This window comes from Streptomyces sp. NPDC052687, assembly GCF_040678395.1.
In the GTDB taxonomy this organism is placed as follows: Bacteria; Actinomycetota; Actinomycetes; order Streptomycetales; family Streptomycetaceae; genus Streptomyces.
The window spans coordinates 1-17,165 of sequence record NZ_JBFATR010000014.1; the positions used below are offsets into that span (position 1 = coordinate 1).

General features: G+C 73.1%; 10 protein-coding genes. 2 read left to right on the top strand and 8 right to left on the bottom strand.

The window, feature by feature from the left end; translation table 11 throughout:
- Positions 1-767, bottom strand: a 767-nt coding sequence (locus tag AB0K92_RS14585; RefSeq protein WP_365922724.1) for a maltotransferase domain-containing protein, incomplete at its 3' end; no start/stop codon positions are given.
- Positions 768-1,537: 770 nt separating this feature from the next.
- Between AB0K92_RS14585 and AB0K92_RS14590 the strand changes: the two genes are divergently transcribed.
- Together AB0K92_RS14590 and AB0K92_RS14595 are read left to right on the top strand one after the other, a co-directional pair.
- Complete coding sequence (locus tag AB0K92_RS14590; protein ID WP_365922726.1) at positions 1,538-1,918, top strand: hypothetical protein; 381 nt, start codon at positions 1,538-1,540, stop codon at positions 1,916-1,918.
- Positions 1,915-4,533, top strand: a complete 2,619-nt coding sequence (locus tag AB0K92_RS14595; RefSeq protein WP_365922728.1) for a glycosyltransferase family 1 protein — start codon at positions 1,915-1,917, stop codon at positions 4,531-4,533. Before AB0K92_RS14590 ends, AB0K92_RS14595 begins: the two co-directional genes overlap by 4 nt.
- A gap of 34 nt (positions 4,534-4,567) precedes the next feature.
- Here the strand turns inward: AB0K92_RS14595 and AB0K92_RS14600 are convergent, their stop codons facing one another.
- The 7 genes from AB0K92_RS14600 to glgX form a co-directional block, all read right to left on the bottom strand.
- Positions 4,568-5,086, bottom strand: a complete 519-nt coding sequence (locus AB0K92_RS14600) for a DUF1990 domain-containing protein (protein WP_365922730.1) — start codon at positions 5,084-5,086, stop codon at positions 4,568-4,570.
- 68 nt (positions 5,087-5,154) lie between these two features.
- Positions 5,155-6,798, bottom strand: coding sequence for a M4 family metallopeptidase (locus tag AB0K92_RS14605; protein WP_365922732.1), 1,644 nt, complete (start codon positions 6,796-6,798; stop codon positions 5,155-5,157).
- 210 nt (positions 6,799-7,008) lie between these two features.
- A complete protein-coding gene (locus AB0K92_RS14610) occupies positions 7,009-9,054 on the bottom strand; it encodes a M4 family metallopeptidase (protein WP_365922734.1) in 2,046 nt (681 codons plus the stop codon).
- A 497-nt stretch (positions 9,055-9,551) separates the two neighbouring features.
- Positions 9,552-11,405, bottom strand: coding sequence for an ABC transporter ATP-binding protein (locus tag AB0K92_RS14615; RefSeq protein WP_365922736.1), 1,854 nt, complete (start codon positions 11,403-11,405; stop codon positions 9,552-9,554).
- Positions 11,402-13,219 carry an ABC transporter ATP-binding protein gene (locus AB0K92_RS14620; protein ID WP_365922738.1) on the bottom strand — a complete coding sequence of 606 codons (1,818 nt, stop codon included), beginning with the start codon at positions 13,217-13,219 and terminating at the stop codon, positions 11,402-11,404. Before AB0K92_RS14620 ends, AB0K92_RS14615 begins: the two co-directional genes overlap by 4 nt.
- 75 nt (positions 13,220-13,294) lie before the next feature.
- Positions 13,295-14,695 (bottom strand): sulfatase-like hydrolase/transferase, encoded by a 1,401-nt coding sequence (locus AB0K92_RS14625; RefSeq protein WP_365922740.1) that lies wholly within the window; start codon positions 14,693-14,695, stop codon positions 13,295-13,297.
- A 176-nt stretch (positions 14,696-14,871) separates the two neighbouring features.
- A complete protein-coding gene (glgX, locus tag AB0K92_RS14630; protein ID WP_365922742.1) occupies positions 14,872-17,103 on the bottom strand; it encodes a glycogen debranching protein GlgX in 2,232 nt (743 codons plus the stop codon).
- Positions 17,104-17,165 lie beyond the last annotated feature (62 nt).

Sequence of the window (17,165 nt, forward strand, 5' to 3'; positions counted from 1 at the left end):
CGGAACGTGCCGTGCGGACGCTCCGGCGTGCCCTCCGAACGGGGAAAGAACTCGTACCACGAGCCGTACAACGCCCGCTCCCGCTCCACCAGCAGCGGCAGCGGATCGGACGCGGTGACCAACTCCCGCAAGGGGTGGCGGGCGAGCGCCGCCTCCACCTCCGGGGTGAGCGCCGCCGCCAGGCGGGCCGCGGCCGGGCGGGACTCGTCGCGCAGGGCGTCGACGGCGGCGAGCACCGGGCCGCGCTCCCCGGCGGGCATTCCCTCGGCAGCCCGTTCGTACAGTCGTGCGCCCTCCTCCAGGACGAGCCCGGTGTCGATCCCGGCCGGGATCTTGATGCGGGCGTGGTGGTGCCAGGTGGTGACCGGGTCGGCCCACGCCTCGACCGTGTAGGTCCAGCGGCCGGGCGCGCCCGCGGTCACGGTGGCGCCCCAGCGGTCGGTGCCGGGGGCGAGTTCGCGCATCGGTGTCCACGGGCCGGGCCGGCCGTCCGGGTCCCGCAGGACGACATTGGCGGCGACCGCGTCATGGCCCTCCCGGAACACGGTGGCCGAGATCTCGAAGCTCTCGCCCGTCACCGCCTTCGCGGGCCGGCGGCCCTGCTGGACCAGGGGACGGACGTCGAGGACCGGTATGCGTCCGACGGCGGTGGCCTCGCCGCCCGCGGAAGGCGGCTCCGCGGTCGTCGGGCTCGTGTCGGCGCGGTGCGCGAGGGGTGTACCGGTACGGGGGGTCGGGGGTGCTGACGAGTGGTGCTTGGCGGGCATCACCGCTCCTGTCCGCGTCAACGTGGGTGGGCGGATTGCTTGTGGGGAGGTGGGTTCTGCGTGAGGTGCCTGTGAGGTGTACCGCAGGAGCCTTCCCACACTGTTCGGGTGGGCAATCCGGCACTTTGTTAACTACTCACGCGTATGTCTGCGCACAAGACCGGCCCCGTCCGGGAGTGGCGGGACCGGTGTCCGGACCGTGGTGCCCGGAACGCGGCGCCCGGCGCGGCCGGTTCGGCGGACCGGGCCCGCGCGCGCTCACCGCACCGGTCACCCGGCTCGCTGCCGCAACCCGCGCGACCTGCGCCGGACCGGTCTTCCGGCACTCGGCGGGGTGCGGTGGCGCGACGCTCGCGACGGGTGCGCAGGAGAAGGACACATGAGTGCCGGGGCGGCCGGCGGCGGCGACCGTGAGGGCCTGTCCCGGACCCACGGGGGAGAAAAGTCTGGCTGGAAACGCCCCGTTGCCGAGGACGACCGGATACGGCACAACGGCGGCACGAAGTCGTCCACGCGGCGACCCGGTCGGGCGCCGCCACCGCCGGAGTACCAGCCCCGCGCCGTCCAGAGCCGTGCCGCGGGCGCGGCTGACGCGCGCCCCGTCTTCTCGGCGACCTGCCCTCGTGCCGTCGGCGCAGCGCATGTTCCCCTTTTCGGCGTCACCGGGGACCTGCCGCTGACGCAGGCCGGGTCACGCGCTTCCGGTATCCGTCCTTCCGCCGGCGCCCGCGTCCGCACGGTTGCCCGAAGCCCCCCAAGGTGGCCCAGGGGTGCGGAACCGGCCATACCGGTCAGGGCGGAGTGAGGGTGACGGTTCGACGGGCCGGGCGCGGCACTCGCGGAGTCGGCCACGGCGCGGCCGGGTAGCCACTACCGTCGACAGAGACAACTCCGTCGAGAAGGACAACACCATCCAGAACGGCAGCACACTGAAGAACGGCCGCACCCACACGTACGGCAGCACCCACACGTACGGCAGCACCCACGAGGACCGCAGCACCCACAAGTACCGCAGCACCCACAAGTACCGCAGCACCCACAAGTACCGCAGCACCCACAAGTACGGCAGCACCCACAAGTACGGCAGCACCCCGAAGAACGGCAACAACGCACACCGCGTCCGTCAGCGCACCGACAAGGTGGAACCGTGAAGGCGATCCGTCGATTCACCGTCCGTCCCGTTCTCCCCGCACCCCTCCGGCCGCTGAGCGACCTGGCGCGCAATCTGCGCTGGTCCTGGCACGCGGAGACGCGCGACCTGTTCCAGTCCGTCGACCCCGACCGCTGGGCCGCCTCGGGCGGCGACCCGGTCCGGCTGCTGGGCAGCGTGCCGCCCGCCCGGCTCGCCGAGCTGGCCGAGGACCGCCGCTTCCTGCGCCGGCTGACCACGGTCGCCGACGAGCTGCACGACTACGTCACCGGCGACCGCTGGTACCAGACCCAGCCCGGCGAACTCCCCGCCGCCATCGCCTATTTCTCCCCCGAGTTCGGCATCACCGCCGCCCTGCCGCAGTACTCCGGCGGCCTCGGCATCCTCGCCGGCGACCACCTCAAGGCGGCCAGCGACCTCGGCGTCCCGCTCATCGGCGTCGGCCTGCTCTACCGCCACGGCTACTTCCGCCAGACCCTCTCCCGCGACGGCTGGCAGCAGGAGCACTACCCCGTCCTCGACCCCAACGAGCTGCCGCTGGCCCTGCTGAAGGAGCCCGACGGCACCCCCGCCCAGGTGACCCTCGCCCTGCCCGGCGGCCGCTCGCTGCGCGCCCGGATCTGGCTCGCCCAGGTCGGCAGGGTGCCGCTGCTGCTGCTCGACTCGGACGTCGAGGAGAACGACCACGGCGAACGCGGCGTCACCGACCGGCTCTACGGCGGCGGCAGCGAACACCGGCTGCTCCAGGAGATGCTGCTCGGCATAGGAGGGGTTCGGGCGGTGCGCACGTACTGCCGGCTCACCGGCCACCCCGCGCCCGAGGTGTTCCACACCAACGAGGGACACGCGGGCTTCCTGGGCCTGGAGCGGATCGCCGAACTGTGCGCGGACGGCCTCGACTTCGACTCGGCGCTGGAGGCCGTGCGGGCCGGCACCGTCTTCACCACGCACACGCCCGTCCCCGCCGGCATCGACCGCTTCGACCGGGAGCTGGTCGCCCGCCACTTCGGCCCCGACGCCGAACTGCCCGCCATCGACGTGCACCGCGTCCTCCAGCTGGGCGGGGAGAGCTACCCCGGCGGCGAGCCCGGCCTGTTCAACATGGCCGTGATGGGCCTGCGGCTGGCCCAGCGCGCCAACGGCGTCTCGCTGCTGCACGGCAGGGTCAGCCGGGAGATGTTCTCCGGGCTGTGGCCGGGGTTCGACCCGGAGGAGGTGCCGATCACCTCCGTCACCAACGGGGTGCACGCCCCCACCTGGGTCGCCCCGGAGGTGCTCCGGCTCGGCGCCCGGCAGATCGGCCCCCAGCGCACCGAGGACGCCCTGACGATCGGCGGCTCGGAGCGCTGGGACGCCGTCGCCGACATCCCCGACCAGGACATCTGGGACCTGCGCCGGTCGCTGCGCGAACAGCTGGTGCAGGAGGTCCGCGAGCGGCTGCGCACGGCGTGGCGGCAGCGCGGCGCCGGCACGGCGGAGCTGGGCTGGATCGACGGGGTGCTCGACCCGGAGGTCCTGACCATCGGCTTCGCCCGCCGCGTGCCGTCGTACAAGCGCCTGACGCTGATGCTGCGCGACCGCGACCGGCTCATGGAACTGCTGCTGCACCCCGAGCGGCCGGTCCAGATCGTCGTCGCCGGCAAGGCGCACCCGGCGGACGACGGCGGCAAGCGCCTCATCCAGGAGCTGGTCCGGTTCGCCGACGACCCGCGCGTGCGCCACCGGATCGTCTTCCTGCCCGACTACGGCATGGCGATGGCGCAGAAGCTCTACCCCGGCTGCGACATCTGGCTGAACAACCCGCTGCGCCCGCTGGAGGCCTGTGGCACGAGCGGCATGAAGGCGGCGCTCAACGGCTGCCTGAACCTGTCGGTGCTGGACGGCTGGTGGGACGAGTGGTTCCAGCCGGACTTCGGCTGGGCCATCCCCACCGCCGACGGCCACGGCACCGACCCCGACCGCCGGGACGACATCGAGGCCGCCGCGCTGTACGACCTGCTGGAGCAGCGGATCACCCCGCGCTTCTACGAGCGCGGCCAGGGCGGGCTGCCGGACCGCTGGATCGAGATGGTCCGCCAGACGCTCACCCTGCTCGGCCCCAAGGTGCTGGCGGGCCGGATGGTGCGGGAGTACGTGGAACGCCTCTACGCCCCCGCGGCCCTCGCCCACCGCTCCATGGACCCGGACGCGGCGCGGGAGCTGGCCGAGTGGAAGGCCCGCGTCCGCGCGGCCTGGCACCGGGTGACGGTCGACCACGTCGAGACCTCCGCCACGGCGGCCACCGCCGAGCTCGGCACCACCCTCACCCTGCGGGTCCGCGTCGGACTCGGCGACCTCGCCCCCGAGGACGTCGAGGTGCAGGCGGTCTCCGGCCGCGTCGACTCCGAGGACCGCATCGCCGACGCCTCCGCCGTCCCCCTCAAGGCGGCCGGCGGACCCGACATGGAGGGCCGCTGGGTCTACGAGGGTCCCCTCTCCCTGGACCGCACCGGCCCCTTCGGCTACACGGTCCGCATCCTCCCCGCCCACCGCCTGCTGGCCTCGGGCGCGGAACTCGGCCTGCTGACGGTCCCGGCGGACGAGGTGCGGGAGGCGGCGGGGGTGCTGATGAGGTAGCCGGAGCAGGGGCGAGGCGGGGCCGCGGCCGGGGTCAGCTCTCCGGGCCCCGGTCGCACAGGGCCCGCAGCGCCTTCCCGCACCGCTTGGCGTAGGCGTGCTGGAAGCCGCGGGTGGCCGGGCCGCCGGCCCTGGCGTACCAGCGGGCCGCGCGGCTGAAGGCGGAGACGGTCAGCCAGACCGTGCCGTCGCCGGTGCGGTTCACGACGAAGGACTCCTCGCCGCACTCGGGGTGGCCGGGCAGGGTGCCGTAGGCCCAGCCGGCGCGGCGGGGCTCGTCGACGGTCCAGACGATCCGGCAGGGCGCCTTGACCAGTCCGGCGAGGATGACGGTGACCGTCACGTCGGGGGCGGCGCGGTCGGCGCTCGCGTCGATGCCGACGCCCATCGCGCGGTGCATCTCCCAGGTGCACACCGCCTCGGCGGCCCGCCGGAAGACCTCGTGGCCCTCGCCGATCCGGGTGCGGACGTCCATGCGGTGGAAGCCGGGCGGGCAGAAACCCGGCTCACGGGTGCCGCCGACGTCCGCGTACGTGAATTCCCCAGGAGACATGTGCCCCAGCGTAGGGCGGCACCCGGCGTCGCCTTCCCGCCGGGTGCCGCCCCTCGGTCGTGCCGGGGTCAGTTGACGTTGACGGCCGCCCAGGCCGCCGCCACCGCCTTGTACTCGGTGCTCGACGCGCCGTACAGCGCCGACGCCGCGTTCAGGGTCGCCGTACGGGCGCCCTTGTAGTTGGTCGTCGAGGTCATGTACGTGGTGAGCGCCTTGTACCAGATCGCCGCGGCCTTGGTCCGGCCGATCCCGGTGACCGCGGTGCCGTTGTAGGTCGGCGAGTTGTAGGCGACGCCGTTGATCGTCTTGGCGCCGCTGCCCTCGCTGAGCAGGTAGAAGAAGTGGTTCGCCGGGCCGGAGGAGTAGTGGACGTCCAGGCCGCCCAGCGAGGACGACCAGTAGTCCGCGGACGCGCCGTCCTTGCTCGGCTTGTCCATGTACCGCAGCGGGGTGCCGTCGCCGTTGATGTCGATCTTCTCGCCGATGAGGTAGTCACCGGGGTCGGCGGGGTTGTTGGCGTAGAACTCGACCGCCGCGCCGAAGATGTCGGACGTGGCCTCGTTCAGGCCGCCGGACTCGCCGGAGTAGTTGAGCCCGGCCGTGTTCGAGGTGACGCCGTGGGTCATCTCGTGGGCCGCCACGTCGAGCGAGGTGAGCGGCTTGGTGTTGCCCTCGCCGTCACCGTACGTCATGCAGAAGCAGCTGTCGGACCAGAAGGCGTTGACGTAGGCGTTGCCGTAGTGGACGCGGGAGTACGCGGCCTTGCCGTCGTTCTTGATGCCGTTGCGGCCGAAGGTGTTCTTGTAGTAGTCCCAGGTCGTCTGCGCGCCGTACGCGGCGTCGACGGCGGCGGTCTGGTCGGTGGAGGAACCGGACGCGGTGCCGGTGCCCCAGACGTCGTCGGCGTCGGTGAACAGGGTGCCGGCCGAGCCGCTGGTGGAGCGGGCCTTGTTGTACGTCTTGTGGCCGCCGCGGGCGGTGTCGTACAGCTGGTACGACGACCCCGACAGGTAGGTGCCGAGGGTGACCGTGCCGTTGTAGAGGCCCTTGCCGGTGCCGGTCTCGATGCCCTGGTACTCGTAGAGCTTCTTTCCGGTGGCGGCGTCGGTGATGACGTGCAGCTCGTTGGGGGTGCCGTCGTCCTGGAAGCCGCCGACGACGGTCTCGTAGGCGAGGACGGGCTTGCCGCCGGCCGCCCAGATCACCTTGCGGGGGGCCTTCGCCGCGTCGGACTTCGTCCCGCCGAGGGCCTTGGCGCGCTTGACGGCCTGGGTCTCGGCGGCGGCCGCGGTCACCTCCGGGGTGAGGTCGGCGACCGCGATTCTCGCCTTGGTCGCCTTGGTGACGCCCTCGGTCTTCCCGGCCGGGCTCTCGTGCACGACGAGGTCGCCGCCGAGGACGGGCAGACCGGCGTAGGTGCGCTCGTAACGGGTGTGCAGGCTGCCGTCGGCGTCCTTGACGACGTCGCGGACGACCAGCTTCTCCTTGGCGCCGAGGCCTATCTCACCGGCGGTCCGCTCGGTGGCCGCGTCGGCCTCGCGGATCAGGGCGGTGCGGGTGGCGGGGGAGAGGGCGAGGGGGGTGGCGGCGCGGGCGGCCGGACCCTCGGCGGGGGTCTGGGCGGTGGCCGGGCCGGTGGTGAGGCCGGTGGTCAGGAGAGCGCCGGCGGCGATGGCGGTGGCCAGCGCGAGAGTGGTGCGCGTGGGGGACACACAAGCTCCTTGGGTGGGGCTGCTGGGACGTCGTGCGGCGGGTGAGGGAAGAGTGACACCCGTGGTGCGTACATGTCAGGAGCCCCAAGTGATGTTGGCCGAAAACCAACTCCCAAGAAAACGTTTCCGAAAGGTAAAGCGGGGCAGCGAAAAGGGGCGCCGCCCCGGGGGAGTTGCCCCGGAGCGGCGCCCCGCGCCGCGCGACCCGGTCTACGGGAAGGTCAGCTTCCAGCTGTTGATGTAGCCGGTGTCCTGCGCCGCCTGGTCCTGCACCCGCAGCTTCCAGGTGCCGTCGGCGGTCTCGGAGGAGGCGTTGACCGTGTACGTGGTCTGCACGTTGTCCGCCGAGTCGGACGAGCTGAAGTTCTTCAGCCGGTACGCCGTCCCGTCGGGCGCCACCAGGTCGATCACCAGGTCACCGCGCCAGGTGTGGATGATGTCCACGCCCACCTGGAGGTTGGACGGCGCGTTGCCGGCCCGCCCGGTCACGTTCACCGACGAGGTCACCGCGGCGCCGTTGTCCGGGATGGACACGTCGGTGGTGTTCTCGAACGACGTGCCGCCGCCGCCCCCGCCCGAGCGGGACCCGACCGCCACACCGGCCCACGCGTCCTGCACCGCCTTGTACTCGGCGCTGGTGGTGCCGTACAGCTCACCGGCGACCGCCAGCGTGCCGGTGCGGGCGCCCGCGTAGTTGGTGGTGGAGGTGAACTTGGTGGTGAGCGCCTTGAACCAGATCTGCTCCGCCTTGGCCCGGCCGATGCCGGTGACCGGCAGCCCGTCCGCGGTGGGTGAGTTGTAGCTGACGCCGTTGATGGTCTTGGCGCCGCTGCCCTCGCTCAGCAGGTAGAAGAAGTGGTTCGCGGGGCCGGAGGAGTAGTGCACGTCGATGGAGCCGATACCGGAGTACCAGTTGTCCTTCGACGAGCCGTCCTTGCTCGGCTGGTCCATGTAGCGCAGCGGCGTGCCGTCGCCGTTGATATTGATCTCCTCGCCGATGAGGTAGTCACCGACGTCGGAGGAGTTGTTCGCGGCGAACTCCACGGCCGCGCCGAGGATGTCGGACGTCGCCTCGTTCAGGCCGCCGGACTCGCCGCTGTAGACGAGCTTCGCGGTCACCGACGTCAGACCGTGCGTCATCTCGTGCGCGGCCACGTCGATCGACGTCAGCGGGTTGGCGTTCCCCGAGCCGTCGCCGTACGTCATGCAGAAGCAGCTGTCCGACCAGAACGCGTTGACGTAGTTGTTGCCGTAGTGGACCCGCGAGTAGGCGCCGACGCCGTCGCCGCGGATGCCGTTGCGGCCGTGCACGTTCTTGTAGTAGTCCCAGGTCAGCGCGGCCCCGTAGTGGGCGTCGGCGGCGGCCGACTCCAGGTTGGACGGGCTGCCGTTGCCCCACACGTCGTCCGGGCCGGAGAACAGCGTGCCGGTGCCGGAGGTGCCGCGGTTGAGGTTGTACGTCTTGTGGCCGCCGCGGGCGCCGTCGGTGAGGTTGTACGCCGAGCCCGACTGGGTGGTGGTCAGCGGGACGGTGCCGCTGTACACGGTGTGGCCGGTCCCGGTGTGGACGGCCTCCCACTCGAACAGCTTCTTCCCGGTCGCGGCGTCGGTGACGACGTGCAGCTCCTGCGGGGTGCCGTCGTGCTGGAGGCCGTCGACGACGGTCTCCCAGGCCAGGGTCGGGGTGCCGTTCGCCGCCCAGATCACCTTGCGCGGGGCGCGGTCCACGTCCGGGTTCTTCGCCTTCTCCGCCTTCGCGGCGGCCAGCGCCTGCCGCTCGGCGCGCTCGGCGGTGATCGCCGGCTTGAGGGTGGCGGGCTTGACGGCGGCCCGGGTGGCCCGCACGACTCCCTCGGTCTCACCGTCCTTCGCCGCCTTCACGACCAGGTCGCCGCCGAGCACGGGCAGACCGTCGTAGGTGCGCTCGTAGCGGGTGTGCGTCGTGCCGTCACGGTCCTGGACGACGTCCCGGACGACCAGCTTCTCCTTGGCGCCGAGGCCGAGTTCGCGGGCCGTCGCCGCCGTGTCCGCCTGGGCCTCGCGTATCAGCTCGGCACGCTGGGCGGGGGTGAGCTTCTTGGGCAGGGCGCCCGGGTCCGCCTGGGCCGACGCCGACGGTGCCTTCTCCGGGGCGGCGGTCGCGGCACCGGACTGCACGGCCGCGGCGACGAGGGCGGCGACGCCGACCAGCGCGACGGCCGCCGCCCGGCGACGGGGGGTGTGGGAGGTGCGTCTGTGAGAGGGACTGCTGCTCAACACTGACTCCTTCTGCGCGGCCGCGGATCACGCGGCCAGGGGAGACCGGACGGCGGGTGGGCCGTCCGGGCGTGCGTGGAGCTGGGCCGCGCCACAGCGGCGAAGGTCTGTGGGGTTGCTGTGAGGTGGCCGTGGGAAGAGTGGCAGCACCGCGCCCTTTCTGTCAGGGGCGCGTCAGGAACTTGGCCGGAAATCGTTCGTTGTCCGGGAGTTCACGTTCGATATACGGACTCGCCAGATCCGGCGCGCGGCTTTCGCGGCGGCCCGCCGCCGGCCCGCGCCTGTCGCGGCAGCCTGCCGCCAGCCCGCGGCGAGGGCCGTGGCGAGGTCCGCCGCCACCGCGGCCCGCGGGATCACCGCCGCCTCGTCCCCGGCGAGCCGGCCCGTGCCGCCCTCCGTGCCGGTCGCGAGGGGACTGTGCCTCTCGCGCGCGGTTCGGCCCGCCGCCGGCCTGCGGCTGTCGCGGCAGCCTGCCGCCGGCCCGCGGCGAGGGCCGTTCAGGCCAGGCTGTCCCGCCAGGCGCGGTGCAGGTCCGCGAACCGGCCCGTGCCCGCGACGAGTTCCGCCGGGCTGCCGTCCTCCACGATCCGGCCCCGCTCCATCACCAGCACCCGGTCCGCGATCTCCACGGTGGACAGCCGGTGCGCGATCACCACCGCCGTACGGCCGTTCAGTACCGTCGCCATCGCTCGCTGCACCGCCCGCTCGCCGGGGATGTCCAGCGAACTGGTCGCCTCGTCGAGGATCAGCACCCCGGGGTCGGCGAGCAGCGCCCGCGCGAACGCCACGAGCTGGCGCTGACCGGCCGAGATACGGCCGCCCCGCTTGCGGACGTCCGTGTCGTAGCCGTCGGGCAGCGCGCTGATGAAGTCGTGCGCGCCGATCGCCTTCGCCGCCCGCTCGATCTCCTCGCGGCTCGCGTCCGGGCGGCCGATGGCGATGTTCTCGGCGACCGTGCCGGAGAACAGGAACGCCTCCTGCGTCACCATCACCACACCGCGCCGCAGCTCCGCCGTGGACAGCTCGCGCAGGTCCACCCCGTCCAGCAGCACCCGGCCCTCCGTCGGGTCGTAGAACCGGGCGACCAGCTTGGCCAGCGTGGACTTGCCCGCGCCGGTGGAACCGACCACCGCGACGGTCTGCCCGGCCGGCAGGGTCAGATCGAAGCGGGGCAGCACCTCGCCGCCCGTGCGGTAGGCGAACCGGACGCCGTCGAAGACGACCTCGCGGCCGGGACGGTCCGCGTCCTTCAGCGGCGGCAGCGGCCTCGGCGCGGACGGCTCGGGCACGGACGGTGTCTGCGCCAGCAGCCCGGCGATCTTCTCCAGGGAGGCCGCCGCCGACTGGTACGAGTTGAGGAACATCCCGAACCGGTCGATCGGGTCGTACATCCGCCGCAGATACAGCACCGCCGCCGCCAGCACGCCCAGCGCCAAGGTGCCCTCCGCCACCCGCCAGGCGCCCCACAGCACGAGCAGCGCGACCGCCGTGTTGCCCACGACCCGCGAGCCGACGACATAGCGGGCCATCTCCAGCAGCGCGTCGCCGTTGGTGCGCTCGTGGCGCCGGTTCAGCTCCCGGAACTCGGCGTCGTTCGCGGCCTCCCGGCGGAACGCGCGCACCGGCCGGATGCCGTTCATCGTCTCCACGAACTTCACGATCACCGCGGCGATGGCGCTCGACCGCCGCAGGAACACCCGCTGCACCCGGCGCCGGTACATCCGCACCAGCCACCACAGCGGCACGAACGACGCCACCGCCAGCCCGCCCAGGCCCAGATCCAGCCACAGCAGCAGCACCGCCGTGTACACACAGGACAGGATCACCATCACCAGCTCCTGGAGGCCGTCCTCCAGCAGCTCGCGCAGCGACTCCACATCGCTCGTGGAGCGGGAGATCAGCCGGCCCGAGGTGTAGCGCTCGTGGAAGTCGATGCTGAGGGCCTGGGCGTGGCGGAAGATCCGGCCGCGCAGGTCCAGCAGCACGTCCTGGCTGACCCGGGCGGAGGCCCGCACGAACCCGTACTGCAGCGCCCCGGCCGCCAGCGCGCACACCAGATAGCCCGCCGCCACCGCGATCAGCGGCCCGCGGTCGTCCGCGCGCAGCGCCGGCACGGCGTGGTCGATGGCGTACGCCACCAGCAGCGGGCCCGCCTGCACCGCCGCCTGCTGGAGCAGCAGCAACAGCGTGGTGAGCGCGACGCGGGCCTTCATCGGGGCGAGCAGGGACCGCAGCAGGGCGGCGGTGGCGCCGGGAGGGGTGGGCAGCACGTCCTGGTCGAAGGGGTCACCGCCGGGCGCGCGCCGTTCCTCCGGCTCGTCCTTGGCCGGGGCCGTGGTGGTGGCCGTCATCGGCCTTCCTCCTCTTCGCCAGACATCAGGTGGGCGTACTCGGCGTGGGAGCGCAGCAGTTCGTGATGCGTGCCCACGGCGGTGATCCGGCCGCCGGAGAGGAGGGCTGCCCGGTCGGCGAGCAGCACCGTGGAGGGGCGGTGCGCCACGATCAGCGCCGTGGTGTCGGCGAGCACCCGGCGCAGCGCGGCCTCCACCGCGGCCTCCGTGTGCACGTCCAGCGCGGACAGCGGGTCGTCCAGGACCAGGAAGTCCGGCCGGCCCACCACCGCGCGGGCCAGCGCGAGCCGCTGCCGCTGCCCGCCGGACAGGCTCAGCCCCTGCTCGCCGACCTGAGTGTCCACGCCCTGCGGCAGCGCGTGCACGAAGTCGGCCTGCGCGACCGCCAGCGCGCGCTCCACCGCGTCCGCGTCCGCGTCCGCGCCGCCGCCCGCGCCCATCCGGACGTTCTCGGCGACGGTGGCCGAGAACAGCGTCGGCTCCTCGAAGGCGACGGCGACCCGTGTCCGCAGCTGCTCGCGGGACATGGCGGTGATGTCCACCCCGTCGAGGGTGATCCGCCCCTGCGTCACCTCGTACAACCGCGGCACCAGCGCGGTCAGCGTCGTCTTCCCGCTCCCGGTCGCCCCCACCAGCGCCATCGACTCCCCCGGCCGGATCCACAGATCGATCCGCTCCAGCACGGGCGGGGACCCGGGCGGCGCGTCCGGATACCGGAAGCCGACGCCGTGGAAGCGCAGCCCCCGCTCGCCGTCACCGCTCACCGCCGCCGCGGTGCCGGACGACTCCGGCTGTGCGTCCATGACCTCGAAGTAGCGCTCCGTGGCCGTCGCGGCCTCCTGGCTGAGGGCGAGGAGGAAGCCGATGGAGTCGACCGGCCAGCGCAGGGCGAGGGCGGTGGAGAGGAAGGCGACGAGGGTGCCGGCGGACAGGTCGCCGTCGGCGACGCGCACCGCGCCGAGCACGAGGGCCGCCCCGATCGCCACCTCGGGCAGCGTCATCATCGCGACCCAGATGCTGGCCAGCAGCCGCGCCTTGTGCAGCTCGGTGCCGCGCAGGGTGCGCGACAGCTCGCGGAAGGCGCGCGCCTGGCTGCGGTGGCGGCCGAACCCCTTGACGATCCGGATGCCGAGCACGCTCTCCTCGACGACCGTGGTCAGATCGCCGACCTGGTCCTGCGCCCGCCGCGCGGCATGGGCGTACCGCTTCTCGAAGACGGCGCAGACCACCATCACCGGCACGGCCGGCCCCAGGAGCACCAGCCCCAGCGTCCAGTCCTGGACCAGCATGATGACCACACCGACGAGGATCGTCACCCCGTTGACCAGCAGGAAGGTCAGCGGGAAGGCGAGGAACATGCGCAGCAGCGCCAGATCGGCGGTCCCCCGGGACAGCAGCTGCCCCGAGGGCCACCGGTCGTGGAACGCCACCGGCAGCCGCTGGAGATGCCGGTACAGATCCGCCCGCATCGCCGCCTCGACCCCGGCCAGCGGCCGGGCCACCAGCCACCGCCGCAGCCCGAACAGCAGCGCTTCGGCGAGCCCGAGCAGCAGCAGGTACAGCGCCCCCAGCCACACCCCCGCCGGGTCCCGCTCGGCGACCGGCCCGTCCACCAGCCACTTCAGGACCAGCGGAATGACCAGCCCGGCACACGAGGCGACGATCGCGACGAGCGCGGCGGCGGACAACCGCGCCCGCACCGGCCGCACGTACGGCCACAGGCGCAGCAGGGTCCGTACGGCGGAGCGCGGGGCGGGCGGTTCGGCGGGCTGGTCGGGACCGGCCTCTTCGGTGGTGGCACGTGTCGTCGGCATCACGTCGAGATTACGGACAGCGACGGACGACGCCCACCGAGTTTTCCGGCCCCGGCGGCTCGGCCGGGAGCGTGCTCAGGCGCGCGGGTAGGGCAGCAGCCCCCGCGCGACCGCCTCCCACGCCCCCTTCAGTTCGGCCAGCAGCTCCGGCCGCTCGGCGGCGAGGTCGGCCTGTTCGCGGACGTCCTCGGCGAGGTGGTAGAGGTGGTCCCGGCCGGCCGCGTCCTGGTAGTACTTGAAGTCCCCGCGCCGCAGCGCCCGGTTCCCCCGCACCCGCCAGAACAGGTCCCGCTCGGGCAGGGCCTCGCCGCGCAGCAGGTATCCGGCCAGGCTGTGGCCGTCCAGCGGATAGGCCGGGTCGGGGCGCGCGCCCCCCAGCTCCAGCAGCGTCGCCGTCCAGTCCGGGGAGTACACGGGCTCGTGGCTGACCTGGCGGCCGTCGATCCGGGCCGGCCAGCGCAGGATGGTCGGCACCCGGATGCCGCCCTCCAGCAGCTGGGACTTCTCCCCGCTCAGCGGCCACTGGTAGGAGAACCGCTCACCGCCGTTGTCGCTGGCGAACACGACGACCGTGTCCCGCTCCTGCCCGGAGCGGCGCAGCGCGGCCAGCACCCGGCCGACCGCCGCGTCCAGGCTCTCCACCAGCTGCGCGTACTTCGCCACCGAGCCGCCGTCGTCGTGCCGCAGCGCCGGCAGCACCTGCCCCGCCCGGATCCGCGCCGCGATCTCGGCTCCGGTCTCCTCGTCGCCCTCCGCGAGCCACGGCCAGTGCGGGGTGGTGAAGTTGAGGTTGAGCAGCCAGGGCCGCTCGTGGTCCCGGCCGACGTACTCGACGGCGCGCTCGGTCAGCACGGTCGTGTAGTAGCGCAGGTCCTGGTAGGTCGCGTCACCCTCGTAGAGGTCGTACTCGCCGAGCTGGCCCAGCTTGGAGAAGTACTCCAGCGCACCGCCGAAGTTGCCGAAGAACTCGTCCCAGCTGGAGCGCGTGGGGCTGTAGTCGGGCAGGAAGCCGCAGTGCCACTTGCCGATCAGCGCGGTGGCGTAGCCCGCCTCCTTCAGCAGGGACGCGAGGGTGGGGTGGTCCGGGTCGAGGCCCTGGGTGCGGTTGCCGATGGGTTCCGCGAGACCGCCCGGCGTACGGCCGGGGAAGCGCCCGGTGTAGAGGCTGAACCGGGTGGGGGAGCAGGTCGCCGAGCCCGCGTAGCCGTCGGTGAAGCGCACGCCCTGCGCGGCGAGCCGGTCCAGGTTCGGCGTCCTGATGTGCGGGGCGCCGTACACCGACAGGTCCGCCCAGCCGAGGTCGTCGGCGAGGATGAACAGGACGTTCGGCCTGCGGTGGCCGCCCGTGGCGGGGCGGGCGCGGAACGGGCGTTCGGCGGGAGCGACGGCCTCGGCGGTGGTGGCCGTCGCCGCGAGCGCGGTCGCGGCACCACCGCCGACGAGGCCGCCGAAGGCGCGGCGGGATATCTGGGGCATGCCCACGGACGCTGTCAGCGGGCGCCGGACAGGGTCAACGATTCACCGCGGGACTTCACGCACCGGCAACACCTTCACGCTCCCGCAACACGCACGTCAGCCGCCGACACACACCGCACGCGATCCGGCCACCGTCACGGCACACCGGCCGGGCCGACCGGCCGCCTCACGCCACCTCAGCCGGCCACCCTCAGCAGCAGCACCGACCGCTCCGGCACCGTGATCACCGTCCCCGCGCGGTGGACCCGGCCCGGTGCCGCCGCCTGTTCCTCCTGTGCCGTGTCGACGACCACCTCGTACCGCTGCGCCCACGGCGGCCCCGGCAGCGTGAACCGCACCGGCCGCTCCCCGGCGTGCAGGACGGCGAGGAAGCTGTCGTCGAGGATCGGCGCGCCCCGCTCGTCGCGGCCCGGGATGTCCCGCCCGGACAGGTACATGCCGAGCGTGGCGGCGGGCGCGTACCAGTCCCGCTCGGTCATCTCGGTGCCCCGCGCGGTGAACCACGCCAGGTCCCTGAGGCCGTCCGCCGAGTGCGCCCGCCCCGAGAAGAACGCCCGGCGGCGCAGCACGGGATGCCGGTGGCGCAGCGCGATCAGCCGCGCGGTGAGGTCGAAGAGCGCCTGCCAGCCGGGCTCCTCCCGCAGCCCCCAGTCCATCCAGCTGGTCTCGTTGTCCTGGCAGTACGCGTTGTTGTTGCCGCCCTGGGTGCGCCCCAGCTCGTCGCCCGCGACCAGCATGGGCACGCCCGTCGACAGCAGCAGGGTGGTGAGCAGGTTGCGCAGCTGGCGCCGGCGCAGCGCGCGCACCGCCTCGTCGTCGGTCTCGCCCTCGGCGCCGCAGTTCCAGGACCGGTTGTCGTTCGAGCCGTCCCGGTTGCCCTCGCCGTTGGCCTCGTTGTGCTTGCGCTCGTACGACACGAGGTCGCGCAGCGTGAAGCCGTCGTGCGCGGTGATGAAGTTGACGGACGCGTACGGCCTGCGCCCGCCCCAGGCGTACAGGTCGCTGGAGCCCGACAGCCGGTAGCCCATCTCGCGTACGTCGGGCAGCGCGTGGCGCCAGAAGTCGCGCACGGCGTCGCGGTACCGGTCGTTCCACTCCGTCCACAGCGGCGGGAACGCGCCCACCTGGTAGCCCCCGGAGCCCACGTCCCACGGTTCGGCGATCAGCTTCACCCGCCGCAGCACCGGGTCCTGCGCGATGACCGCGAGGAACGGGGAGAGCATGTCGACGTCGTGCATGGAGCGGGCCAGCGCCGCCGCCAGGTCGAAGCGGAAGCCGTCGACGCCCATCTCGGTCACCCAGTACCGCAGCGAGTCCGTGATCAGGCGCAGCACGTGCGGCTGGACGACGTGCAGGGTGTTGCCGCAGCCGGTGTAGTCGGCGTACCGGCGGGCGTCCGGCTGCAACCGGTAGTAGCCCCGGTTGTCGATGCCCTTCAGGGACAGCGTGGGGCCCAGCTCGCCGGCCTCCGCGGTGTGGTTGTAGACCACGTCCAGGATGACCTCGATGCCGGCCGCGTGCAGGGCGCGCACCATCCGCTTGAACTCGCCGACCTGCCCGCCGCGGCTGCCGGAGGCGGCGTAGGCGGCGTGGGGGGCGAAGTAGCCGATGGAGTTGTAGCCCCAGTAGTTCTTCAGGCCGCGCCTGAGCAGGTGGTCCTCGTGGGCGAACTGGTGGACGGGCAGCAGCTCGACGGCCGTGACCCCGAGCTTGGTCAGGTGTTCGATCGCCGCCGGGTGGGCGAGCCCGGCGTAGGTGCCGCGCAGCTCCTCGGGGATGTCCGGGTGCAGCTTGGTGAAGCCCTTGACGTGCAGCTCGTAGATCACCGAGTCGGCCCAGGGCGTCTTCGGGCGGCGGTCGTCGGCCCAGTCGTCGTCATCGTGGACGACGACGCCCTTGGGGACGAACGGCGCCGAGTCCCGGTCGTCGCGCACGGTGTCCGCGACGTGCTGCTGCGGCCAGTCCCGCACGTGCCCGTACACCTCGGGCGGCAGCGCGAACTCGCCGTCCACCGCCCGCGCGTACGGGTCGAGCAGCAGTTTCGCCGGGTTCCACCGGCCGCCGGTCCACGGGTCCCAGCGGCCGTGCACCCGGTAGCCGTACCGCTGGCCGGGCAGCACGCCCGGCACGAAGCCGTGCCAGATCCCGTGCGTCAGCTCGGTCAGCCGCACCCGCCGCTCGCCGCCCGCCTCGTCGAACAGGCACAGCTCCACGGCCTCCGCCCCACCCGCCCACAACGCGAAGTTGGTGCCCGCGACCCCGTCCGGCCCGACCCGGAAGCGCGCGCCCAGCGGCGTCGGCGCCCCCGGCCACACGGGTATCGCCGGCGCCTCGCGCGCGGCGCCGTTCACCGCGGAGGCGGGACGCCCTTCCCCGGCACGCGTCTCCTGCTCGGCAGTGCTGGACACCAGTACGCCTCCCACGGCTCATGGAACGACGCGCACAACAAGGCCTGTGGCGTCCCGGCCCG

Excerpts from the sequence above, each read along its gene's own strand:
- AB0K92_RS14600 (WP_365922730.1), bottom strand. The coding sequence starts at position 5,086 with ATGTCTCCTGGGGAATTCACGTACGCGGACGTCGGCGGCACCCGTGAG.
- AB0K92_RS14620 (WP_365922738.1), bottom strand. The coding sequence starts at position 13,219 with ATGCCGACGACACGTGCCACCACCGAAGAGGCCGGTCCCGACCAGCCC.
- AB0K92_RS14615 (WP_365922736.1), bottom strand. The coding sequence starts at position 11,405 with ATGACGGCCACCACCACGGCCCCGGCCAAGGACGAGCCGGAGGAACGG.
- AB0K92_RS14625 (WP_365922740.1), bottom strand. The coding sequence starts at position 14,695 with ATGCCCCAGATATCCCGCCGCGCCTTCGGCGGCCTCGTCGGCGGTGGT.